Source organism: Pandoraea pnomenusa, assembly GCF_000767615.3.
GTDB lineage: Bacteria > Pseudomonadota > Gammaproteobacteria > Burkholderiales > Burkholderiaceae > Pandoraea > Pandoraea pnomenusa.
Genome location: NZ_CP009553.3, coordinates 5,079,295 through 5,101,734 on the forward strand (window position 1 = coordinate 5,079,295; position 22,440 = coordinate 5,101,734).

General features: G+C 67.0%; 17 protein-coding genes and 2 pseudogenes. 11 read left to right on the forward strand and 8 right to left on the reverse strand.

Annotation, left to right across the window (positions count from 1 at the left end; genetic code table 11):
* Positions 1-32 precede the first annotated feature (32 nt).
* The 3 genes from LV28_RS46825 to LV28_RS46835 all read left to right on the forward strand — a co-directional run bounded on the left by LV28_RS46825 (position 33) and on the right by LV28_RS46835 (position 2,676).
* Complete coding sequence (locus tag LV28_RS46825) at positions 33-1,247, forward strand: class I SAM-dependent methyltransferase (protein WP_025249981.1); 1,215 nt, start codon at positions 33-35, stop codon at positions 1,245-1,247.
* 53 nt (positions 1,248-1,300) lie between these two features.
* Positions 1,301-1,495, forward strand: a complete 195-nt coding sequence (locus tag LV28_RS46830) for a DUF2905 domain-containing protein (protein WP_023872838.1) — start codon at positions 1,301-1,303, stop codon at positions 1,493-1,495.
* Positions 1,496-1,770: 275 nt separating this feature from the next.
* Positions 1,771-2,676 carry a glutamate/aspartate ABC transporter substrate-binding protein gene (locus LV28_RS46835; RefSeq protein WP_023872836.1) on the forward strand — a complete coding sequence of 302 codons (906 nt, stop codon included), beginning with the start codon at positions 1,771-1,773 and terminating at the stop codon, positions 2,674-2,676.
* 96 nt (positions 2,677-2,772) lie between these two features.
* Here the strand turns inward: LV28_RS46835 and LV28_RS46840 are convergent, their stop codons facing one another.
* Genes LV28_RS46840 through LV28_RS46855 form a run of 4 tightly spaced genes read right to left on the reverse strand, consistent with a single transcriptional unit; the run spans position 2,773 to position 7,729 of the window.
* The gene (locus LV28_RS46840) at positions 2,773-4,023 is read right to left on the reverse strand and encodes a multifunctional CCA addition/repair protein (RefSeq protein WP_025249982.1); all 1,251 of its coding nucleotides are present in this window, start codon (positions 4,021-4,023) and stop codon (positions 2,773-2,775) included.
* Entirely contained in the window at positions 4,020-4,664 is a 645-nt protein-coding gene (locus tag LV28_RS46845; RefSeq protein WP_025249983.1) for a glutathione S-transferase family protein, read from the reverse strand. The genes LV28_RS46840 and LV28_RS46845 overlap by 4 nt, the downstream gene beginning before the upstream one ends.
* A gap of 56 nt (positions 4,665-4,720) precedes the next feature.
* Entirely contained in the window at positions 4,721-5,671 is a 951-nt protein-coding gene (locus LV28_RS46850) for a complex I NDUFA9 subunit family protein (protein WP_023597998.1), read from the reverse strand.
* Between the two features lie 51 nt (positions 5,672-5,722).
* A complete protein-coding gene (locus LV28_RS46855; RefSeq protein ID WP_023597999.1) occupies positions 5,723-7,729 on the reverse strand; it encodes a lytic transglycosylase domain-containing protein in 2,007 nt (668 codons plus the stop codon).
* A 110-nt stretch (positions 7,730-7,839) separates the two neighbouring features.
* On the opposite strand from LV28_RS46855, the gene LV28_RS46860 reads away from it, so the two are divergent.
* The 4 genes and pseudogenes from LV28_RS46860 to pxpA all read left to right on the forward strand — a co-directional run bounded on the left by LV28_RS46860 (position 7,840) and on the right by pxpA (position 10,859).
* Complete coding sequence (locus LV28_RS46860) at positions 7,840-8,397, forward strand: 5-formyltetrahydrofolate cyclo-ligase (protein ID WP_081327027.1); 558 nt, start codon at positions 7,840-7,842, stop codon at positions 8,395-8,397.
* A 3-nt stretch (positions 8,398-8,400) separates the two neighbouring features.
* A pseudogene (gene pxpB / locus LV28_RS46865) lies at positions 8,401-9,053 on the forward strand (5-oxoprolinase subunit PxpB).
* On the forward strand, positions 9,050-10,060 hold the full coding sequence (locus tag LV28_RS46870; protein ID WP_023598002.1) for a 5-oxoprolinase subunit C family protein: 1,011 nt from the start codon (positions 9,050-9,052) through the stop codon (positions 10,058-10,060). The pseudogene pxpB and the gene LV28_RS46870 overlap by 4 nt, the downstream one beginning before the upstream one ends.
* Before the next feature lie 58 nt (positions 10,061-10,118).
* Positions 10,119-10,859, forward strand: coding sequence for a 5-oxoprolinase subunit PxpA (pxpA, locus tag LV28_RS46875; RefSeq protein ID WP_038619492.1), 741 nt, complete (start codon positions 10,119-10,121; stop codon positions 10,857-10,859).
* A 109-nt stretch (positions 10,860-10,968) separates the two neighbouring features.
* On the opposite strand, the gene LV28_RS46880 is transcribed toward pxpA, so the two are convergent.
* Both LV28_RS46880 and aptA read right to left on the reverse strand, forming a co-directional pair.
* Positions 10,969-12,495, reverse strand: a complete 1,527-nt coding sequence (locus LV28_RS46880) for a CoA-acylating methylmalonate-semialdehyde dehydrogenase (protein ID WP_023598004.1) — start codon at positions 12,493-12,495, stop codon at positions 10,969-10,971.
* Between the two features lie 125 nt (positions 12,496-12,620).
* Entirely contained in the window at positions 12,621-13,949 is a 1,329-nt protein-coding gene (gene aptA, locus LV28_RS46885; protein ID WP_023872831.1) for an omega-aminotransferase AptA, read from the reverse strand.
* 179 nt (positions 13,950-14,128) lie between these two features.
* Between aptA and LV28_RS46890 the strand changes: the two genes are divergently transcribed.
* Entirely contained in the window at positions 14,129-15,577 is a 1,449-nt protein-coding gene (locus tag LV28_RS46890; RefSeq protein ID WP_023598006.1) for an aminotransferase-like domain-containing protein, read from the forward strand.
* Positions 15,578-15,586: 9 nt separating this feature from the next.
* Here LV28_RS46890 and LV28_RS46895 read toward each other — a convergent pair whose 3' ends face one another.
* Positions 15,587-16,576 (reverse strand): GlxA family transcriptional regulator, encoded by a 990-nt coding sequence (locus LV28_RS46895; RefSeq protein ID WP_023598007.1) that lies wholly within the window; start codon positions 16,574-16,576, stop codon positions 15,587-15,589.
* A gap of 38 nt (positions 16,577-16,614) precedes the next feature.
* The gene (locus LV28_RS46900; RefSeq protein ID WP_081326973.1) at positions 16,615-17,898 is read right to left on the reverse strand and encodes an MFS transporter; all 1,284 of its coding nucleotides are present in this window, start codon (positions 17,896-17,898) and stop codon (positions 16,615-16,617) included.
* Between the two features lie 480 nt (positions 17,899-18,378).
* Between LV28_RS46900 and urtA the strand changes: the two are divergent.
* The 3 genes and pseudogenes from urtA to urtC form a co-directional block, all read left to right on the forward strand.
* Positions 18,379-19,545: pseudogene (urtA, locus tag LV28_RS46905) on the forward strand (urea ABC transporter substrate-binding protein); the annotation flags it as partial.
* A gap of 64 nt (positions 19,546-19,609) precedes the next feature.
* Positions 19,610-21,232, forward strand: coding sequence for an urea ABC transporter permease subunit UrtB (gene urtB / locus LV28_RS46910; protein ID WP_038619485.1), 1,623 nt, complete (start codon positions 19,610-19,612; stop codon positions 21,230-21,232).
* Positions 21,233-22,417, forward strand: a complete 1,185-nt coding sequence (gene urtC, locus LV28_RS46915) for an urea ABC transporter permease subunit UrtC (RefSeq protein WP_023598011.1) — start codon at positions 21,233-21,235, stop codon at positions 22,415-22,417.
* Positions 22,418-22,440: the final 23 nt, after the last annotated feature.

Sequence of the window (22,440 nt, forward strand, 5' to 3'; positions counted from 1 at the left end):
CCAGCCGGCACCGTCTCCGTTACAATGCCCGCATGAATCAGGCCGCACCGAAACCCCATAGTTTACCTGTTCCGGAGGCAGACGCGCTCGAACACTCGCGTCGCCTCACGGCTTACCTCGCCGATGCCATCGACGCCGCCGGCGGCTGGTTGCCGTTCGATCGCTTCATGGAACTGGCTCTCTACGCGCCGGGCCTCGGCTATTACGCCGCCGGCGCCGCGAAATTCGGCCGGCTCGCTGCCGACGGCAGCGACTTCGTCACCGCGCCGGAACTCACCCCGCTGTTCGCCGGCACGCTGGCGCGCCAGCTCGGCGAGATCTTCGAACAGACGGGCGACGCCAGCGTGCTGGAATTCGGCGCCGGATCCGGACGCCTCGCAGCCGACCTGTTGCTCGCACTCGAGGCACAGGGCACGCCGTGCGAACACTACTCGATCATGGAACTGTCCGGCGAATTGCGCGCCCGCCAGCGAGACACCATCGCCGGCGCGGCGCCGCATCTGCTCGATCGCGTCACCTGGCTCGATCGTCTGCCCGACGCCTTCCACGGCGTGATGCTCGGCAACGAGGTGCTCGACGCCATGCCCGTACGTCTGTGGGCGAGGCGTCCGGACGAGACGGGGCACCCCGCCTGGTTCGAGCGCGGCGTCGTGCGAACCGCCAGCGGCTTCGCGTGGGAAGCCCGCCGCCATGCCGGCCCGCTGCCCGAGGCTCTGGCGTCGCTCGACAGCCTGCCGCCGATGCAGGAATACCTGACCGAAACGCACGAAGCCGGCGCGGCCTTCGTGCGCAGCGTGGCGCCGCTGCTGGCGCGCGGTGTGCTGTTGCTCATCGACTACGGTTTCCCAGCGCGCGAGTACTATCACCCGCAGCGTGCCCACGGCACGCTGATGTGCCATTACCGCCATCACGCCCACGACGATCCGTTCTATTATCCGGGCCTGCAGGACATCACGGCTCACGTCGAGTTCTCGGGCATCGCCGATGCGGGCGTCGAGGCCGGCCTCGATCTGCTCGGCTTCACGTCGCAGGCGCGATTCCTGATGAACGCGGGCATCGTCGATCTCATGAGCGCGCTCGATCCGACCGATCCGAAAACCTTCCTGCCGGCAACGTCCGCCGCGCAGAAGCTGCTCTCGGAAGCGGAAATGGGCGAGCTCTTCAAGGTGATCGCCTTCGGACGCGGCATGGACGAGTGGGCCGGACTGCTCGGCTTCGCCACCGGCGACCGCAGCCACGCGCTCTGACCCCGCCGCCTCACGCCTTCCGCCCACCCACCCTGCCCCGAGGCCCCATGCCGATGTTTCGCTGGATGTTGACGATCTTCTTTGCGATCTGCATCCTCTCCGCGGCCTCGCCGTGGCTCGCCAAGCTCGGCATCGGTCGCCTGCCCGGCGATCTGCGCCTGCGCTGGCGCGGACGCGAGATGGTGTTTCCCTTCGCATCGACGGTCGTGCTCTCGCTCGTCTTCAACCTGCTGATCCGCTTGCTGTAACGCTGCGGTAATGCCCCGGGGCAGCCTGCAACACCTGTTGCATCCCGCGCCCGCCCCCTCCCCGGACCGGCCTGACCGCCGCGCCCACCTCCGAATCGCCATCCAGCGCCGGCCGGCAGGCCATCGCGCGTCGTTGAACGCGACGTGTCGACAACGTCCCTGCAAGCGCTAGGGTTAACAATGATTTGATCGTTTGTTGCAAAAAAATTAATATGAAACAAATGATTCAATCGTGGATCAGGGTGAGACCATTTCAGGAGCAGGACATGATGAAGATGCGATTGACCGGGGGAGCGTTGGGTGCGGTGCTGGGCGTGACGATGTATGTCGCGGCGGGCGTGGCGCAGGCCCAGCCCGCATCGGAGACCTTGCAGAAGATCGAGAGCAGCGGAGTGATCTCGATCGGCCATCGCGAATCGTCGATTCCGTTCTCGTACTACGACAACAATCACAACGTCATCGGCTATTCGCAGGACCTTTGCAACAAGATCGTCGAGGTGGTGAAGACGCGTCTGAAGAAGCCCGACCTGCAAGTGCGCTTCATTCCCGTGACGTCCCAGAACCGCATCGCGCTCGTGCAGAACGGCACGGTGGACATCGAGTGCGGCGTGACGACGAACCTCAAGTCGCGTCAGGCGCAGGTGAATTTCTCGAACACGTTCTTCGTCGCGGGTACGCGCCTGCTGGTGAACAAGCAGTCCGGCATCAAGGACTTCCCGGATCTGGCGGGCAAGCCGGTGGTCACCAATGCGGGCACGACGTCGGAGCGCATCCTCAACAAGATGAACAACGACAAGAAGATGAACATGAGCGTCATCTCGGGCAAGGACTACGGCGAGTCGTTCACCATGCTCCAGGGCGGTCGTGTGCAGGCGTTCATGATGGACGACGTGCTGCTCGCCGGCGCGCGCACCATGGGCCGCAATCCTGACGACTGGGTCGTCACGGGCACGCCGCAGTCGTTCGAGGCCTACGGCTTCATGATGAAGCACGGCGACACCGAGTTCAAAAAGCTCGTCGACGACACGCTCGCCGGCGTGATGAAGAGCGGCGAAATCAACGCGATGTACAAGAAGTGGTTCGAATCGCCGGTGCCGCCGAAGCACATCAACTTCAACTTCCCGATGAGCGAGCAACTCAAGCAGCTCTACGCAAACCCGAACGACAAGGCGTTCGATTAAGCCGCCGGGGCGGAAGCCGTTCCATGACGCATGAAGCAGGCCGCCCCATGGGCGGCCTTTGCGTCGATCGGGAGCGCCGCGCCGCGGCGCGGGAATTCACGCCGTCGGCGCGTGAAAGCCCGCCGCCTCGACGGCCTCGATGCGCGCCGCCTGCACCGCGTCGCGAATCTTCTGCGGATGATCGGCATACTGACGCGCCACGGCGCCCGCATCGATGCCACGCGCCGCAGCCAACGCCCCCATCAAACGCTCGCGCTGCGGATACGGCGCACCGGCGAAATCTCCCCCACGCCCCCGCGCATCGGCTTCGCAGGCCTGCAACACTTCCACGAAGCGCTCGGGCTTGCGAAGCGCATCGCAACGTTCCAGCAGACGCACCAGCGCCGCAGCACCGAACTTCTGACTGGCGTGGATGTTGCCATGCTCGCGGGCCACGACCTGCGCCAGCTCGCGGCACTCGACCGGCACGCGCAAGCGCGCGCACAGCGGGCCGAGCAGACCGACACCGCGCCCCTCGTGGCCGAGGTGGCGCGGCAGCACGTCCTCGGGTGTCGTGCCCTTGCCGAGATCATGGGTGAGCGCCGCGAAGCGCACCGGCAGCGAATAACCCTGCGACGCCGCGTAGTCGAGCACCATCATCACGTGAACGCCGGTGTCGACTTCGGGATGATAATCGGCCCGCTGCGGCACGCCCCACAGCTGGTCCACTTCCGGCAGGATGCGCGCAAGCGCGCCGGTCCCGCGCAACACGTCGAACATGCGCGACGGCCGTTGCTCCATCAGGCCGCGCGAGAGTTCCTGCCACACCCGTTCGGCGACCAGCGCGTCGACCTCGCCGTCGGCGGTCATGCGGCGCATCAGCGCCAGCGTCTCGTCCGCCACCGTGAAGTCGGTGAAGCGTGCCGCGAAACGCGCGCAGCGCAGAATTCGCACCGGGTCTTCCGCGAAGGCCTCGCCGACATGGCGAAACTGTCGCGCGTCGAGATCACGCTTGCCGCCATAGGGGTCGATCAGCACGTCGGACAGACCGCCGTCGGGCAACACCTCGCGGGCCATCGCGTTGATGGTGAAATCGCGCCGCACCAGGTCTTCCTCCAGCGTGACCTCCGGCGCGAAGTAGAACGAGAAGCCGTGATAGCCGCGAGCGGTCTTGCGTTCGGTGCGCGCCAGCGCGTATTCGGCATGCGTGTGCGGATGCAGGAACACCGGAAAGTCGCGACCGACCGGCTTGAAACCTTGGCGCACCATCTCCTCGGGGGTGGCGCCGACCACGACGTAGTCGCGGTCCTTGACGGGCAACCCCAGCATGGCGTCGCGAATCGCGCCGCCCACAGCATAAATCTTCATGGACGCACTTCGTAGAAAGTCACGGTCTGCGTCTCGGCCCGTCCGGCCGCCACCCATGCCTGCACCGCCGCCACCTCGCGAACGCGATCGGCATACGCCTGCGCGTGCGCCGAGAGCTTGGGTTCGAACGTCGCAAAGCGCATCACGACGGGCGCATAGAACGCGTCGGCGATCGAGAAATCGCCGAACAGGAACGGCCCCTGATAGCGCGCCAGGCAGTCTTCCCAGATGGCCTCCACGCGACGAATGTCGGCAAGTGTCTCGGGCGTGGCGCCGGCACCCGGCCAATGCGCCGCCACGTTCATCCACATGTTCGTGCGCAGCGCGGTAAAGCCACTGTGCATCTCGGCACACACGCTGCGCGCATGCGCGCGCGCTTCGCGGGACTTCGGCCAGAGCGGCAGGTGAGGGTAGCTTTCGGCGAGGTATTCGCAAATGGCGAGCGAGTCCCACACCGTGATGCCGTTGTCGATGAGACACGGCACCTTGCCCGTGGGCGAGTAACGCAGAATCTGCTCGCGCGAGTCCGGCTGTGCGAGCCACACGTTGCGCTCTTCGAACGCGATGTCGAAATGCTTGAGCAGCACCCACGGCCGCATGGACCACGACGAATAACGCTTGTTGGCGACGATCAGTTGCATGAGAACCTTCCTTGCGCGGGCCGCACAGGCCCGCTTCGATTGGCACGTGGCAGGCGTCAGCGCCCGGCGTAACGCCGGTAATCGGACAGACGCCGTTCCCAGTTGTCGCCGTCGAGGTAATCGACAGCGATTTCCAGGCCGTTCGGCGTGAGCCCCAGTTCGGGCGCGAGCGGTCCGGTCATGACGTTGTCGACACGCATCGAGTCGAGATTGTCGCGCGTGATGATCGGCTCGCCCGGCAGCCTTTCGAAAAACGCCGCCTGAAGCCGCGCGGCGCCGTCCGGCAGCGGCACCACCGGCCGCTCGCAGCCGCATGCCGCACCGGCGAATCGCACGAGCGCTTCAAGCGTGTAGATGTCCGGCCCGCCGAGTTCATAGGTCTTGCCGACGGTGGCGTCGTTGTCGATGGCTTCGGCGAACGCTTGCGCGACATCCATCACGAAGACCGGCTGGAAGCGCGCGTGCGCACAGGCAAGCGGCACAATCGGCAGGCGGCGTTGCAGCTTCGCGAAGGTATTCAGGAAATGGTCGCCCGGACCGAACACGACCGAGGGACGGAAGATCGTGGCGGCAATCCCGGTCGAGCGAATCGCAGTCTCGCCATCGCCCTTGGAGCGCAGATACATGCTCGGGCCGTTGGCGTCGGCGCCCAGCGCGCTCATGTGGATGAGGCGCCCGATGCCCCGGTCGCTGCAAGCCTGCGCGATCTTGCGCGGCAGCTCCACGTGTGCGCGGGCGAAAGCGCGGCCATAGGGCGTGCCACGCTCGCCATGCAGAATGCCTACGAGGTTGATCACGACGTCGCTGCCCGCGATCACGCGCTCCAACGCCCGCGGGTCGTGCACGTCGCACTCGACGAGCTCGACGCCGGGCAGCACCCCAAGGGCCTTGGACGCTTCGACCCGACGCGTGGGCAGCCGCACGGCATGCCCCATCGTCACCAGCCGGGCCACCAGATGGCCACCGATGAATCCGGTGCCACCGACGACACAAACGTTATAGCGCATGCGCCACCTCCGTTTCATGACATCGGGCGCGTAAGCCCTGTCCCCGGTATTTCACTGGGGCAGGATGACGCCAAGCCGCTCCTTGAGCGATTGCGGACGCCCCGTGATGAGCGCCGAGTAATACGTGGTGTTGGACAACACGTTCTCGACGTAGGTACGCGTCTCGTTGAACGGAATCGTCTCCGCGAAGATCGCGCCCTCGACCGGACGATCGAGCGTGGAACGCCACGTGCGCGGGCGTCCCGGTCCGGCGTTGTAGCCGGCCGATGCGAGCACGGCCGAGCCGTCGAACTTGTTGTAGATATCCGAGAGATAGCTCGTGCCCAGCCGGATATTGGTGTCGATGTCGTGCATCATGCCCGGCGTGTAATCCATGCCGATCTGGCGGGCCACCATCTTCGCGGTCGCGGGCATGATCTGCATCAGACCGCCGGCGCCCGCCGACGAGCGTGCATTGATGATGAAGCGCGACTCCTGGCGAATCAGGCCGTAGGCCCACGCCTCATCGAGATCGACGGCAGCGGCCAGCGGCTCGACCTTGGCACGGAACGGCATCAGGTAGCGCAACGTGAAATCGTGCTCCACCTTCGTGCGATCGGCCGTGTTGACGGCGCGGTCGAACAACTCGATGTTGTTGGCGTACTGCGCGGCGGCAAGCAACTGACGGTCGGTCATGTTGCGCAACTCCCAGTTCCACTCGCGATTGCCTTCGAAGCGCAGGCCGAGGTCGTAGAACTTGGCGGCGCGGATGAAGCCGGGGTTCGAGCGGTTGGCGTCGATTTCCGCCCTGGTGACGGAAGTGCGCGGCGGCAACGCGGTCTTGTTGCCCAGTTCCTCGTTCGCCAGTTGACCGTAGAAATTCGGTTGCATGGCGATCTTCTGGAATTGCGCACGTGCGGCGTCGCCCTGGCCGGCTTCGCGCAGCGCTCGGCCGTACCAGTAGGTCCACACGCCGTCGTCGCGCAGCGATGCGGGCATGGCCTCGATGCCCGAGCGAACGAGGTTCCAGTCGCCGGCGCGCAGCGCGGCGCGGATCTTCCATTCCTGCGCGGTATTGGAGAGCTTGGCCGATCCGGCCTGGCGGTACCAGTTGATCGCCATCGGATTCTGCGACAGCGCCCCGCGCATGCCGATCGCCCCCCACCCGATGGCACGCTCGTCGGCCGACAGGTTGCCGGCGATGCCGGAGAAGCTGCTGGCGGCGAGCATGGCATCGGAGCGCGCCATGCGCACCGTGGCGAGCAGCGCCAGCTGTCGCGAGGTTTCCGTGCCGTCGATGCCGCGCGCGAGGATCTGCGCCGGGCGCGTGGCCGCCATGTCGAGCAGCGTGTCGTCCGGGCGTGTGGCGCCAAGGGCGTCGGCGATCTGCTTGCCCAGCGACGTATAGTTTTCCTCGTACGCCAGACGGATCTGATGCCAGACTTCCTTGCGCGGCAACTGACCGCTCGCGGCGAGCGTGTTGATCATGTCGACGCAACCCTCGCCGTAGTGCTTCGGCGTGGTCAGCAGATCCATGGCGGCCTGCGTGACATTCTCGCCTCGCGACGCCCGCGACATGAGCGCGTAGCACTTGACCTGCGTGTCGTCGTCGAGCACGAATTTTGGATACTCGGCGTCGAACGTCTGCCAGTCGTGACGCTTGCCGAGCACCAGCAGCCAGTCGTTGCGCATGCGATCGGCGATGGCCTGACCGTCGTACGTGCGCAGGAAGGCCCGGACTTCGTCGTCCGGCGCATCGATGAGCGCCTTGCCCGACCGGTCGAACATGCGCGGCTTGATCTGGAAGTACTGGACGTACGACGGCACGTCGTAGTCGGTGAGCATGGCGGCAAGCGCGGTGGCGCGCGGCGCGTCGTTGCTGCGGGCGGCCTCACGCAGTTGCACGAAGATGTCGTCCGGCGACCGCTGGGACAGGGTATCGGCCGAGGGCGCCGAGCGGCCGGCTGCCGCATGCGCCTTGGGACGTCCAGTCGCCTCGGTCGTGCTGCAGGCGACGAGCGCGGCTGCGGTCAGGACAAGCGCGGCGGCGCGATATACTCGGGTCAAACGTTCGGACATCTTCGTGGAGCGTCGGGTAAAAAGTGGATTCAAGCATAGCACGGGACCCCGCCCAAACGGCGGCCCAGACGTCTGAAAACGGGGCACCGGCAGGCGCCGCGAAGGCCGCGCTGCGCAAGGCGCTGCTCGCGGCGCGCAGCACGCTCGCCGGACGCGCCGCGCGCGACGCCGCGCTCGCCGCCCGGCTTGCCGCCGAGTTGCGCGCCAGGGCGCCGCGCTGTGTCGGGTTCTATTGGCCGATCCGGGCCGAATTCGACGCCCGCGACGTTGTCTCGGCCTGGCTCGCGCAGGCGCCGACAGCCTCGCTGGCCGCCCTGCCGATCGTGACCGCACCGTCGGCGCCGCTCGTCTTCCATCGCTGGACCCCCGACACGCCCATGACCGAGGGGCGCTACGGGATTGCGGTGCCGCGCGACACCGAGGTCGTCGTGCCCGACCTGCTGCTCGTGCCATGCGTGGGCTTCACGCGCAGCGGCCTGCGGCTTGGCTACGGCGGCGGCTTTTACGACCGCACGCTGCATTCGCTCGTCCCCGCACCCCACACGCTGGGCATTGCCTACGACGCCCTGGAGATCGAGCGACTCGATGCCGAAGCGCATGATCTGGCGCTCGACGCGATCGTCACCGAATCGGCCATTTACCCGCGCTCCGGCGACCCTTCCCGCTAATTCATGACAACGCTCAAGATCCTGCCGCTCGGCGACAGTGCCCTGGTGTGCGAGGCAGGTACCACGCCCACGCTCGCCACGCAACGCCGCGTCTGGCATGTGGCGGCCCTCGCACGCGACTGGCCCGACGTGCGCGAAGTCGTGCCGGGCATGAACAACCTCACACTGCTGTTCGACCCGCTCGCCACCGATATCGACGGCCTTGCCGAGCGGCTGCGCGACGCCTGGCAAACACAGCCGGCGGCCGGGGAAGTCGGGCGCGACATCGAGATCCCCGTGCATTACGGCGGGCAACACGGCCCGGACCTGTCCGACGTCGCCAGGCACGCACGCCTGCAACCGAAGACGGTGGTGCAGCGTCACACGGCCCCGGAATACATCGTCTACTTCCTGGGTTTCCAACCCGGCTTCGCTTACCTCGGGGGCTGGACGAGTCGATTGCCACGCCGCGCCGCGCCGAGCCGCGGCTGTCGGTGCCGGCCGGCGCCGTCGGCATCGGCGGCAATCAGACCGGCGTGTACCCGCTTACCTCGCCCGGGGGCTGGCAGATCATCGGCCATACCGAGCGCGCCCTGTTCGACCCTGCCGCATCGCCGCCCGCCCTGCTGGCGCCGGGCGATCGCGTGCGCTTCACCATCGCGAGTCTCGACCTGTGATCGATATCCATCGTGCCGGCCTGCTCACCACGGTTCAGGATCTGGGCCGTACCGGAATGCGTGCGTTCGGCGTGGCCGGCGGCGGCGCCGTCGATCCGCTGGCCTGCGCCGTGGCCAACCGCCTCGTCGGCAATCCGCTGAACGCCGCCACGCTCGAAATCACCATGGGCGCGTGTGTGCTGCGCTTCACGTCCGCCACCCTCGTGTCGTTGACCGGCGCCGACTGCCATGCGGATCTTGACGGCACGCCCGTGTGGTCATGGTGGCGCTTCCCCGTCTCACGCGGACAGACGCTCACGCTGCGCCCGTCGCGCGTCGGCATGCGCACCTATCTCGCGGTGGCCGGTGGCATCGACGTGCCCGAGACGCTTGGCTCGCGCAGCACCGATCTGGCCGCGGGCTTCGGCGGCTTCGCGGGCCGCGCGTTGCGCGACGGCGACCGTATCGCCATCGCGCATCCGGGCGCCGCCGCCCGCCACGCCGCGCCGTTGGGTGTGCGCCCACCCTTGTGGCTGTCGGACCCGCTGGTGCAGCGCGTGCGCGTGCTGCCCGGCCCGGAATACGACGACTTCACCGCCGCCGCGCAAAAGCACTTTTGGGAGAATCCGTGGCAGGTCACGCCCAACAGCAACCGCATGGGCTACCGCCTGTCGGGGCCGGAGCCTCTCGCGCGCAAGAAGAACCGCAGCCAGGACCTGCTCTCTCACGGCGTGCTGCCGGGCGTGATCCAGGTGCCGCCGTCGGGCCAGCCGATCATCCTGCTGGCGGACGCGCAGACCACCGGCGGCTACCCGAAGATCGGCACGGTGATCAGCGCCGATCTGTGGCGGCTCGGCCAGGCGCGGCTCGGAAGTACGCTGTATTTTTCCGAGTGCAGCGCCGCCGAGGCGCGCGAAGCATGGCGAGAACAGCTGCGCTATCTTGCCCAGATCGAGCGCGCGCTCGCGTGGCACGACAGCGGCGTGCTCGCGACGCCGCGCGTGGCGGCCATCACACGCAAGCGCTGAAGCGCGTCATTCGCGGGGGCACGCCGGCAAGGCCGCGGCCCCGCAGGAGACACATCGCATGAAAATCGATCTCAACGTCGACCTCGGAGAGGGGTGCGACAACGACGAGGCACTGCTCGCACTCGTGAGCTCCGCCAATGTCGCCTGCGGCTGGCACGCGGGTGACGCGGGCACCATGCAGCAGGTGGTGCGCTGGGCGCTGGCACACGGCGTGGCCATTGGCGCGCATCCCAGTTTCCCTGACCGCGAGCATTTCGGCCGCACCGAAATGCAGCTCCCGCTCGACGAGGTTCGCGCAGGCATGCTGTATCAGATCGGCGCGCTCGCCGCGATGGTCCGTGCGCAGGGCGGCTGGCTCTCGCACGTCAAGCCGCACGGGGCGCTCTACAATCAGGCCGCGCGCGACCCGGCACTGGCCGAGACGCTCGTCGAAGCGATCCGCGCATTCGACACCGACCTCGCGATCTTCGGCCTGGCGGGCGGCGAGCTGGTGAAAGCGGCGCGCGCGGCGGGCATGCAGGCGGTAGAGGAAGTGTTCGCCGACCGCGGCTACAACGCCGACGGCTCGCTGGTCAAACGCGGCACGCCTGGGGCGCTTATCGAACGCGAGGAAGACGCGCTCGCCCAGACGCTGACGATGGTGCGCGAACAACGCGTGCGTGCGATCGACGGCACTTTCGTCCCGATCCAGGCGCAAACGGTCTGTCTGCACGGCGACGGCGAACATGCCCTCGAATTCGCGCGGCGCATTCGCAGCTTCCTGCTCGACGAGGGCATCGAGATCGCGCCGGTCCGGTAACGGCATTCGCAAAAAAACCGTCCGCGGATTCCCCGGGACGGCTTTTTCATGGCATCGGCGGCGGTGGCGCGGGCGATGCCCGCACGCGCTCCCGCCGGAAGTTGCTCGCTTACTGGCCGAGCGTCGGCATCACGAGCGACGACGTGGCGTTGGCCGCGCGACCCTCCGACCAGCGGCGCGTCACGACCTTCGAGCGCGTATAGAAGCGCACCGACTCCGGCCCGTAGATGTGCTGATCGCCGAACAGCGAATTGCGCCAGCCACCGAACGAGAAGTACGACACCGGCACCGGGATCGGCACGTTCACACCGACCATCCCCACTTCGATCTCGTCTTCGAAACGACGCGCCGCACCGCCCGAGGTGGTGAACACCGCCGTTCCGTTGGCGTAAGGATTGCGGTTGATGAGCGCAATCGCTTCTTCCAGCGTATTCACGCGCACCACCGAGAGCACCGGGCCGAAGATCTCGTTGCGATAGATCGACATTTCCGGCGTGACCTTGTCGAACAGGCACGGGCCGATGAAGAAGCCATTGTCGCGCTGGGCGACCTTCAGGCCGCGGCCGTCGACCACCAGCGCTGCGCCTTCGTCGAGCCCGGCATCGACAAACCCCTTGACCTTGTCGCAATGCACGCGCGTGATCAGCGGTCCCATCTGCGCGACGGGATCGGTGCCGTCGCCCACGGGCAACGCCTTCGCGGCCTGGGCCAGTCGCGCCACCAGTTGATCGGCCACCTCGCCCACCGCCACGGCCACCGAGATCGCCATGCAGCGCTCGCCGGCCGAGCCGTAGGCTGCGCCGATCAGCGCATCGACGGTGAAGTCGAGATCGGCGTCGGGCATCACCACGCCGTGGTTCTTCGCGCCGCCGAGTGCCTGCACACGCTTGCCGTGGGCCGACGCCGTGCTGTAGATGTACTGCGCGATCGGCGTCGAACCGACGAACGACACCGCATTGACGTCCGGATGCGTGAGCAGCGCGTCGACGGCCGCCTTGTCGCCGTTCACGACGTTGAGCACGCCGTCGGGCAGGCCGGCATCCTTGGCCAGCCGAGCGAGCAGCAGCGCGGCCGACGGCACCTTCTCCGACGGCTTGAGCACGAACGTGTTACCGCACGCCACCGCCATCGGGAACATCCACAGCGGCACCATCGACGGGAAATTGAACGGCGTGATGCCCGCGCAGACGCCGACAGGCTGGTGGATCGAATACGTATCGACGCCCGTACCCACCTGCGGTGCGATCTCGCCCTTGAGCAGGTGCGGAATGCCGATGGCGAATTCCACCACTTCGATGCCGCGCGTGACTTCGCCGCGCGCGTCGTCGAGCGTCTTGCCGTGCTCTTGCGTAATGAGTTGCACGAGCGCTTCGCGATTCGCCTCGAGCAGCTCGCGGTACTTCATCATCACGCGCGCGCGCTTCATCGGCGGCGTGGCGCGCCATGCCGGCAGCGCGGCGCGTGCCGCGGCCACGGCTGTCGCCACGTCCTTCTCGCCGCCCAGCGCCACCTGGCGGATCACCTCGCCGGTGGCCGGGTTCGTCACTTCGCCAAAGCGCAGTTCCGTCTCGCCCGACGCCACGCTCGCGCCGCCGATCCAATGCTCGATACGTTCGATGTTGACTCGCTGATTCATGTCGATGTCCGTGAATTCCGTGTCCGGGGCAGACGTCTGTCCCGGGTTGGCTCCGGTCGGAGCCCGTGTGATGAGCGTGCCCGGGCGGCGCGCGGCCGCCCGGTCCCGATGAGGAATGCCGCGACTCAGGCCGTTTCGCGAATGGCTTCGGCCACGATGCCGAACAATTCGTCGATTTGCGCTTCGCTTACGATCAGCGGCGGCGAGAACGCGAGAATGTCGCCGGTGTAGCGGACCAGCGCGCCCTTTTCGAAGCACTTGACGAAAACTTCGTGCGCGCGGGCACCCGGCTTGCCGTCGCGGGTCGACAGCTCGATGCCGCCCACCATGCCGAGATTGCGAATGTCGATGACGTTGGGCAGGTCGCGCAGACCGTGGATGGCCTTCTCGAAGTGCGGCGCGAGCTTCGCGGCGCGTTCAAACAAGCCGTCGCTCTTGTAGAGATCGAGCGCGGCGCATGCGGCTGCCGCGGCCAGCGGATGCCCCGAATACGTATAGCCGTGGAAGAACTCGATGGCGCCCGCGTTACCGGCGTCGACGATGGCGTCGTGCACGCTCGTCTTCACCGCCACGGCACCCATCGGTACGGCCGCGTTGTTCACGCCCTTGGCCATCGTCATGATGTCCGGCGTCACGCCGAAGTACTGCGCGGCGAACGGTGCGCCCAGACGGCCGAGGCCGGTGATCACCTCGTCGAAAATGAGCAGGATGCCATGCTTGTCGCAGATCTCGCGCAGCTTCTGGAGGTAGCCCTTCGGCGGCACCAGCACGCCCGTGGAACCGGCGAGCGGCTCGACGATCACCGCGGCGATGGTCGAGGCGTCGTGCAGCGTGACGATGCGCTCGAGTTCATCGGCCAGATGCGCGCCCCAGGTCGGCTGCCCCTTGGTGAACGCGGCTTCCTTGATGTTGAGCGTATGCGGCAGGTGGTCGACCGCGGGCAGCAACTGGCCCGAGTACGCCTTGCGGTTCGGCGAGATGCCGCCGACCGAAATGCCACCGAATCCCACGCCGTGATAGCCGCGCTCGCGTCCGATCAGGCGCGTGCGCTGACCTTCGCCGCGCGCGCGGTGGTAGGCCAGTGCCATCTTCAGCGCGGTGTCGACCGACTCCGACCCCGAGTTGGTGAAGAAGATGCGATCGAGCCCCTGCGGGGTAATGGCGGCAATCTTGCTCGCGGCCTCGAATGCCAGCGGATGCCCCATCTGGAACGTCGGCGCGAAATCCATCTCGCCCGCCTGCTTGCGGATCGCCTCGACGATCTCGGTGCGGCAGTGACCGGCATTCACGCACCACAGTCCGGCCGTGCCGTCGAGAATCCGGCGGTTGTCCGACGACGTGTAGTACATGCCCTCGGCCCCCACCAGCAGGCGCGGCGAGTGCTTGAACTGACGGTTGTTGGTGAACGGCATCCAGAATGCCGTCATGTCGAGATTCAGGTCTTTCATGTTCATCGCGGGGGCTCCCCAGGTCTTGGGATCGATCAGGACGTCCCGGGAACGGCAAGGCCGTCACGGGTGGACGGGATCGATGCTACGAGAGGCCGACCGGTACAGACATGTACAGTTATCTGGAAAATGTATATTCTGTATCGGTCAATTGCTCAAACTGTATTGGCAACAGCCAAAACACCATGGTCCAGCCCCTCGCCTTTTCCCTGAACCGCGCCCAGCCCGAAGCCCTCGTCGACCAGATCGTGCGCGAGGTGGAGCGCGCTTTGCAGCGCCAGACACTGCATGCAGGCATGCGCATGCCGTCGATCCGGTCGCTGGCCAAGGCACACGGCATCAGCACCTTCACGGTGGTGGAGGCGTACGACCGGCTGGTGGCGCATGGCACACTCGTCGCGCGGCGCGGCGCCGGGTTCTTCGTGGCCGGTGCGGCCGACGCGCGCGAGGCGGGCGCGGCAAACCCCGGTGGGGCGATGACGATGAGCGCCGCCGCCAGCGAAGTCACGAACGCGTGGCTGCTCTCGGAGATCTTTGCCGACGACACCATCGCCGTGAAGAGCGGTTGCGGCTGGTTGCCCGACAGCTGGCTCGACGAGGACGGCCTGCACGGCGCGCTTCGCACGCTCTCCAAGGGCCCGGGCGCCCATTTCGCGCACTACGGGCATCCGCACGGCTATGGGCCGTTGCGGCAATGGCTGGCGCGGCGCCTGGGCGAACTGTCCATCGACGCGCCGCCCGAGCACATAGTGCTCACGCACGGCGCGACGCAGGCGCTCGATCTCGTGGTGCGCACGCTGCTCAAACCGGGCGACACCGTACTGGTCGAGGCGCCCGCGTACTGCAACCTGCTGGCGGTGTTGCGGCTGGCGGGACTGAACGTGGTGGGCATTGCCCGAACCGAAGCGGGACTCGATCTCGCGGCACTGGAGCAGGCGGCGCAGACACATCGCCCGCGCGCGCTGTTCGTCAATCCCGCTTTGCAAAATCCGCTGGGCACGTCGCTCACGCCTGCGTCGGCGCATCGCATCCTGCAATGCGCCGAGCAGCACGGCTTCTGGATCGTCGAGGACGACATCTACCGCGAGCTGGCCCCGGCCGGCACGCCATCGCTCGCGGCCATGGACGGCCTCTCGCGCGTGATCTACGTCTCGAGCTTCTCGAAGACGATCTCGCCGTCGGTGCGGGTGGGCTATCTCGCGTGTTCGCGCGATCTGGCGCACGAAATCGCGCGTAGCAAGATGGTGGCGGGACTCACGTCCTCGGAGATCAACGAGCGCATCGTGCACGCGATCCTCACCGAAGGGCGTCACCGCAAACACATCGAACGGCTCTCCGATCGCCTCACGCGCTCGCGGGCGCGTCTCATCACGCAGTTGCAATCGCACGGCGTGACATTGCTGGCGCAGCCCGAAGGCGGCATGTTCGTGTGCGGCAGCCTGCCGGCGACGGCGCAGCCGGCGCGCGAGCTGGCCGAGGCGGCCCTGCTCGAGAGCATCATGCTGGCCCCGGGCGAGTTCTTCCTCGCGCACAACGATCCTTGCCATTGGTTCCGCTTCAACGTGGCGTACTCCGACGACGCCCGCCTGTTCCGCTTCCTGGATCGCGCAGCCGCGGGGAAGTTGGCCGCGTGAAATGAAGGCCTACGCGCTTTCCCCCACCCCGAACCGCTCGCGGTACGCCGCGGGTGTTACGCCGTACTGACGCTGAAAGGCGCGACGCAGGTTCTGTTCATCGCCAAAGCCCACCCGGGCGGCAATGCGCTTGAGCGGGGCCTCCGAATCGAGCAGGGCAAAACGGGCGGCCTCCAGACGCATGCGCTCGACCGCCTTCGCGGGCGTCGATCCGGTGCGCGCCAGATAGCTGCGCGCAAACGTGCGCGGGCTCATGTTGGCCTGCTCCGCGAGACGCACCACCGACAGATCGCCATCGAGCCGCGCGGACATCCACGCGTGCAGATCACCGAACGGCGTGCCCGCCGCGACTTGCGCCTGCAAGGGCGGGCTGAATTGCGATTGGCCGCCTGCGCGCTTGAGAAACACCACAAGGCGCCTCGCGGCGTGCAAGGCCACGTCCTTGCCACAGTCGTCCTCCACCAGCGCGAGCCCGAGGTCGATGCCCGCCGTGATGCCGGCCGACGTCCACACCGGGTCCTGACGCACATAGATCGGGTCCGATTCCACGATGGCCGCCGGGAAGCAGGTCTGCAGCATGGCGGTATCGAGCCAGTGCGTCGTCGCGCGACGCCCGTCGAGCAGCCCCGCCGAGCCGAGAATGAACGCCCCCACGCACACCGAACACACGCGTCGCACGCGCGGAGCGTACGCACGCAACCACTCGCTCACCTCGGCCGGCACCGCCGGCCGATGCGCCACCGCACCGCCCACGGCGATCAGTGTGTCGACTTGCATCGCGTCGAGCACGCGCATCGGCTCCGTGTGCAGCGTGATACCCGAGCCCGTCTCCACCGGACCGCCATGTTCCGACACCACGATCGTGCGATAGGGTTCGGTCTGTCCCGTCTCCCCGAAGTTGCGGATCACGGCATGGAAGGCGTCGAGCGGCCCGGCGAGATCGAGCAGCACGAAGGGCGGCACGATCAGGAAAGCGATGAGACGTGGGGGTTGGCTCATGGTGTACGAGGGAATGGGAGGGCGTGCGCGCTAGGTCTTCAGGCTGTCGCCTGTGCCGGACGGCGCCGGGCGTCGAGCGCATACCAGACGGTGGCCAACGCGGCGAGCGCGAGCAACGGGAAGGTCGCCTGGTTGATCGTTGCCCAGCCGAAGCGCGCCAGCAGTTGCCCCGCGAACAGGCTCGCCAGCGCGGTACCGGCGAAGGTGATGAACTCGTTGGCCGCCTGCGCACGCGCGCGCTCGGCCGGACGATACGACATCGTGAGCAACGTGGTGCCGCCCACGAACATGAAGTTCCAGCCCACGCCGAGGAACGCCAGCGCGGCATAGAAGTACGGCAGGCTCGTCGACGCCAGGGCGAGCACGCCGCACAGCGCGCTCATCGCGATGCCCGCGAGCAGCACCGGCACCACCCCCCAGCGCTTGACGAGATGCCCCGAGAAGAACGACGGCGCATACATCCCCACCAGATGCCATTCGATGATGTGCGCGCCATCGTCGATGCTGTGGCCGCAGGCCACGGCGGCAATCGGCGTGGCGGTCATCACGAACATCATCACCATGAAACCGATCAGGTTGTTGGCCAGCGCGGCCAGGTAGATCGGCTGGCGCATGATTTCGCCGAGCGGGCGCACGGGCAACGCGTCGGCATTGCCGGCCGCGCCGACTGCCGCATGCACCGGCAGGTCGCGCAGGAAGCCCACGAGCAGCAACAGCGAAATGCCGGAGAGCAGCGTGACGACCAGATACGACCCCGCGAACGTCACCGGGGCGAGCCAGTCCTTGCTGCCGGCCGCGAGTGCCGGACCGATGACCGCCGCCAGCACGCCGCCCGTGAGCACGACCGAGATCGCGCGGGGCTTGTCCTCGACGGGCACCACATCGGCCGCCGCGAGACGGTAATAGCGGGCGAACGCCTGGAATACGCCCACGCACGCCGTACCCGCACAGAACATTGCGAAGTGACGCTCGTAGATCGCCATGACCGACACCAGACCACCGACCGTGCCGAACAGCGCGCCCAGCGCAAAGCCGATGCGCTGGCCGAAGCGCTGGATCAGCATCGACGCGAAGATCGTCGTGATCGCCGAAGCGACGGTGATCAGCGAGAACGGCAGCGTTGCATACCCCTTGTCCGAAGCCAGCATGTAGCCGACCAGACCGGTCAGTGTCAGATCGACGGACAACGCCGCGGTATAGAGCGCCTGACAGGCGGCGAGCACGGCCGCGTAGCGCCGGCCCATGCGGCGGCGACGCTCCGCGGGCCCGGCGGGTTCCGGTGGGGATGGGGGCGTGGCGCGCCCGGCAATGGCATCGGTCATGGTCAGGAGGTCGAACCGGGGAGTCGTAGGGAGCCCTCATCTTGCCGTCGACCACGTTGGCACGAATGCCAATCATGCATCAAAAAATGCCACGTCGTCATTTCTCGCCATCGACCTGCGCGCACGCGAAGCGCCTTACGGGCGCACGCTTTCCCTTCGGTACCCTGAAGCCACGCCCGGCGCCATTTCGGTGCGCACCATCTCGGCACGCCATCGCGCCGGCATGCCTCACCCCGGGGCGCGAAACGCGGCCAATCGGTGCGCCGGGCCGCGCACATTGCACCGGCATCAGGCACTTTCGCCCCCACGACGTGCCTGGCACGGCCCTTGCGTGAGCCCCTCGCATACCGGAACGACCGGTCTAACCAGGAAAAAAGGGGAAGACGTACCATGAAACGACGCACGCTACTCCAGATGGCGGCCCTCTCGGGCGCCGCATCCCTCACCGGCATGGCGCCGAACCTGTTCGCGCAGAGCAAGACGCCGATCAAGGTCGGCATTCTGCACTCGCTCTCGGGCACCATGGCCATCTCGGAGACGTCGCTCAAGGATGTCGCGCTCATGACCATCGCGGACATCAACGCCAAGGGCGGCGTGATGGGGCGCCCGCTCGAGGCCGTGGTCGTCGACCCCGCCTCGAACTGGCCGCTCTTCGCCGAAAAGGCCCGCCAGCTCCTTACCAAGGACAAGGTCGCCGCCGTGTTCGGCTGCTGGACGTCGGTGTCGCGCAAGTCGGTGCTGCCGGTCTTCGAGGAGCTCAACGGCCTGCTGTACTACCCGGTGCAATACGAAGGCGAGGAGATGTCGAAGAACGTCTTCTACACCGGCGCCGCACCGAACCAGCAAGCCATTCCCGCCGTCGAGTATCTGATGAGCAAGGAAGGCGGCGGTGCGAAACGCTTCTTCCTGCTCGGCACCGACTACGTCTATCCGCGCACGACCAACAAGATCCTGCGCGCCTTCCTGCATTCGAAGGGGGTGGCCGACAAGGATATTCAGGAGGTCTACACGCCGTTCGGGCACAGCGACTACCAGACCATCGTCGCCAACATCAAGCAGTTCGCCCAGGGCGGCAAGACCACCGTGGTCTCGACCATCAACGGCGACTCGAACGTGCCGTTCTACAAGGAACTCGGCAACCAGGGGCTCAAGGCCACCGACGTGCCGGTCGTGGCGTTCTCGGTCGGCGAAGAGGAACTGCGCGGCATCGACACCAGGCCGCTCGTGGGGCACCTGGCCGCGTGGAACTACTTCATGTCGATCAAGAACCCGACCAACGACGCCTTCAAGAAGGAATGGTTCGCCTACGTGAAGGCAAAGGGCCTGCCCGGCGGCGACAAGCGCGTGACGAACGACCCGATGGAAGCGACCTTCGTCGGCATGCACATGTGGAAGCAGGCCGTGGAGAAGGCGGGCAGCATCGACGTCGACAAGGTGCGCACGGCGATGATCGGCCAGTCGTTCAAGTCGCCGGACGGCTTCGACATGGTCATGGACGGCAACCACCATCTTCACAAGCCGGTGATGATCGGCGAAATCCGCCCGGACGGTCAGTTCAACGTCGTGTGGAAGACCAAGACCACGGTGCGCGCGCAGCCCTGGAGCCCGTACATCTCGGGTAACGAAGGCAAACCCGACAAGGTCTGACGCTCCTTCCATCTCTTGCACCGGCGCCCGGCCAACGGGCGCCGGACGCATGCCGAGGTTGCAAATGATAACGATAAGACGCTGGTCCGCTGCCGCCCTTGTCCTGCTTTGCCTGGGTGGCACCCTCACGATGTCCTCCGCCGCGCAGGCCGCGGTCACCGACGCCGATCTCACCGCGCTCGCCGGCGACGACTTCGACGCCAAGTCGCAAGCCATCGACCACCTCGCGGCCGACGCCTCGCCGCAAGCCGCCGCGTTGTTGCGTGCACTGGCCGACGATTCGGCCGTGACGATCGGCGATCGCCTCGCGATTCAGGACGGCGACAAGTACGTCGATCCCATCACGGGCGCGCCGGTCAAGGCCGACGACGCCGGCTCGCTCACCCTCAACAACGTGCTGCGCGCGAAGGTCGCCACCGCCGCCGCGGCCGGCGCCCTGCTCTCGACCGATCGCGACGCCCGGGCGAAGGCGATCGACACGATGCTGCAAGACCCGTCACCCGCCTTCAAGACACGCATCGAACAGGCGCGCCGCAAGGAGACCGACCCCGCGCTGCGCAAGCGCCTCGATCAACTCTGGGCACAGTCGGCGTTGCACGACGCCGATCCCGCCAGGCGTCGCGAGGCGATCGATCTGATCGCCGCCGCCGGCGACCCGCAGATGCGCGATCTGTTGCTGCCCATCGTCGCCCGACAGGCCGACGGCAGCTACGCCGAACCCGACGCCACCGTACGCAGCGCCGCGGACATCGCGCTCACGAAACTGGCCTCGGCACAGCGTCGCAGCGAGTTCTTCGGCACGGTGTTCGCGGGTCTGTCGCTCGGCAGCGTGCTGCTGCTCGCGGCGCTGGGTCTGGCGATCACCTACGGGCTCATCGGCGTGATCAACATGGCGCACGGCGAGTTCCTGATGGTCGGCGCGTATGCGACCTATGTCGTGCAGACGCTGTTCCAGCGCTTCCTGCCCGGGGCGTTCGATGTCTACCTCGTGGCCGCCGTGCCCGCCGCATTTCTCGTGGCCGCCGCCCTAGGCTTCGTCCTCGAGCGCACCGTCATCAAACACCTTTACGGCCGCCCGCTCGAGACGCTGCTCACGACCTTCGGTATCAGCCTGTTGCTCATCCAGGGCGTGCGCACGCTGTTTGGCGCGCAGAACGTCGAAGTCATCAATCCGTCGTGGATGAGCGGCGGCGTGGCGGTACTGCCGAACCTGATGCTGCCGTACAACCGCATCGCCATCCTGATCTTCGCGCTGGTGGTCGTGGGGCTCACCTGGTCCGTGCTCAATCTCACGCGCCTGGGACTCTTCATTCGCGCGGTCACGCAGAACCGGTCGATGGCCGCATGCGTCGGTGTGAAGACCGGGCGCGTCGACAGCTACGCCTTCGCCTTCGGCGCGGGCATCGCCGGGCTGGGCGGCTGCGCGCTCTCGCAGATCGGCAACGTCGGCCCGGATCTCGGACAGAGCTACATCATCGACTCGTTCATGGCCGTGGTACTCGGTGGCGTGGGACAACTCGCCGGCACCATCGTGGGCGCGTTCGGTCTGGGCGTTGCCAACAAGCTGCTCGAGCCCGTGTGGGGCGCGGTGCTCGCCAAGATCGCCGTGCTGATCCTGATCGTGCTGTTCATCCAGAAACGCCCGCAAGGCATGTTTGCGCTCAAAGGGCGCAGCGCGGAGGCCTGAATGTCGACCGCTAACTCGTCTCCGATCCCGGTGCAGGCGCCGCCGCGCGCCCGGCTCCTGCCCAGGCACGTCGCACCGGTGCTGCTCGCTTTCGTGCTTGCCGTGGCGATTCTGGTGCCGGTCTGTGCATTGGTGCTCCCGCCGTCGCATCCGCTGCATCTGTCCGCCTACGCCATGACGCTCGTCGGCAAGATCATGTGCTACGCCATCGCGGCGCTCGCGCTCGATCTGGTGTGGGGCTACTGCGGCATCCTGAGCCTCGGGCACGGCCTGTTCTTCGCGCTCGGCGGCTATGCAATGGGCATGTACCTGATGCGCGGCATCGGCCGCGACGGTGTGTACCACAGCGACCTGCCGGACTTCATGGTGTTCCTCGACTGGAAATCGCTGCCCTGGTACTGGACAGGCACCGAGCACTTCGCCTGGGCGATGTTCCTCGTGGTGGCGCTGCCGGGCGCGGTGGCTTGGATCTTCGGCTACCTGGCCTTCCGCTCGCGCGTGAAGGGCGTGTATCTGTCGATCATCACGCAGGCCCTGACCTTCGCCGCCATGCTGCTGTTCTACCGCAACGAGACCGGTTTTGGTGGCAACAACGGCTTCACCGACTTCAAGCGCATTCTCGGCTACCCGATCACGTCGGCCAACACGCGCACGGTCCTGTTCCTCGTGACGTTCGCGGTGCTCGTCGGCGCCTTCCTGCTGTGCCGCGCGCTGGTCATGTCGAAGTTCGGCCGGGTGGTCACGGCGATGCGCGACGGCGAGTCGCGCGCCATGTTCCTGGGCTACCGCCCGCTCGGCTACAAGCTGTTCGTCTGGACGCTGTCGGCGATGCTGTGCGGTGTGGCGGGTGCGTTGTATGTGCCGCAGGTCGGCATCATCAACCCGAGCGAGATGGCGCCGGTCAACTCCATCGAAATGGCGATCTGGGTCGCCATCGGCGGACGCGGCTCGCTCGTCGGCGCGATCGTCGGTGCCTTCCTCGTCAATGGCGCGAAGAGCTTCTTCACCGCGTACTTCGCCGAGTACTGGCTGTTCTTTCTCGGCGCCATGTTCGTCCTCGTGCCGCTGCTGCTGCCGCAGGGCGTGATCGGCCTCGTCACGCGGCGCTCGCGCAAGCCTGCCCAGCAGGCCCCCGCGCAAGCCGAAGGCGACGCGCCCCACCCGCTCACCGGAGACCGCGCATGAGACCCGACTACGACATCGCCTGG

Excerpts from the sequence above, each read along its gene's own strand:
- LV28_RS46825 (WP_025249981.1), top strand. The coding sequence starts at position 33 with ATGAATCAGGCCGCACCGAAACCCCATAGTTTACCTGTTCCGGAGGCA.
- LV28_RS46830 (WP_023872838.1), top strand. The coding sequence starts at position 1,301 with ATGTTTCGCTGGATGTTGACGATCTTCTTTGCGATCTGCATCCTCTCC.
- LV28_RS46835 (WP_023872836.1), top strand. The coding sequence starts at position 1,771 with ATGCGATTGACCGGGGGAGCGTTGGGTGCGGTGCTGGGCGTGACGATG.
- LV28_RS46840 (WP_025249982.1), bottom strand. The coding sequence starts at position 4,023 with ATGAAGATTTATGCTGTGGGCGGCGCGATTCGCGACGCCATGCTGGGG.
- LV28_RS46845 (WP_025249983.1), bottom strand. The coding sequence starts at position 4,664 with ATGCAACTGATCGTCGCCAACAAGCGTTATTCGTCGTGGTCCATGCGG.
- LV28_RS46850 (WP_023597998.1), bottom strand. The coding sequence starts at position 5,671 with ATGCGCTATAACGTTTGTGTCGTCGGTGGCACCGGATTCATCGGTGGC.
- LV28_RS46855 (WP_023597999.1), bottom strand. The coding sequence starts at position 7,729 with ATGTCCGAACGTTTGACCCGAGTATATCGCGCCGCCGCGCTTGTCCTG.
- pxpA (WP_038619492.1), top strand. The coding sequence starts at position 10,119 with ATGAAAATCGATCTCAACGTCGACCTCGGAGAGGGGTGCGACAACGAC.
- LV28_RS46880 (WP_023598004.1), bottom strand. The coding sequence starts at position 12,495 with ATGAATCAGCGAGTCAACATCGAACGTATCGAGCATTGGATCGGCGGC.
- aptA (WP_023872831.1), bottom strand. The coding sequence starts at position 13,949 with ATGAACATGAAAGACCTGAATCTCGACATGACGGCATTCTGGATGCCG.
- LV28_RS46890 (WP_023598006.1), top strand. The coding sequence starts at position 14,129 with ATGGTCCAGCCCCTCGCCTTTTCCCTGAACCGCGCCCAGCCCGAAGCC.
- LV28_RS46895 (WP_023598007.1), bottom strand. The coding sequence starts at position 16,576 with ATGAGCCAACCCCCACGTCTCATCGCTTTCCTGATCGTGCCGCCCTTC.
- LV28_RS46900 (WP_081326973.1), bottom strand. The coding sequence starts at position 17,898 with ATGACCGATGCCATTGCCGGGCGCGCCACGCCCCCATCCCCACCGGAA.
- urtB (WP_038619485.1), top strand. The coding sequence starts at position 19,610 with ATGATAACGATAAGACGCTGGTCCGCTGCCGCCCTTGTCCTGCTTTGC.
- urtC (WP_023598011.1), top strand. The coding sequence starts at position 21,233 with ATGTCGACCGCTAACTCGTCTCCGATCCCGGTGCAGGCGCCGCCGCGC.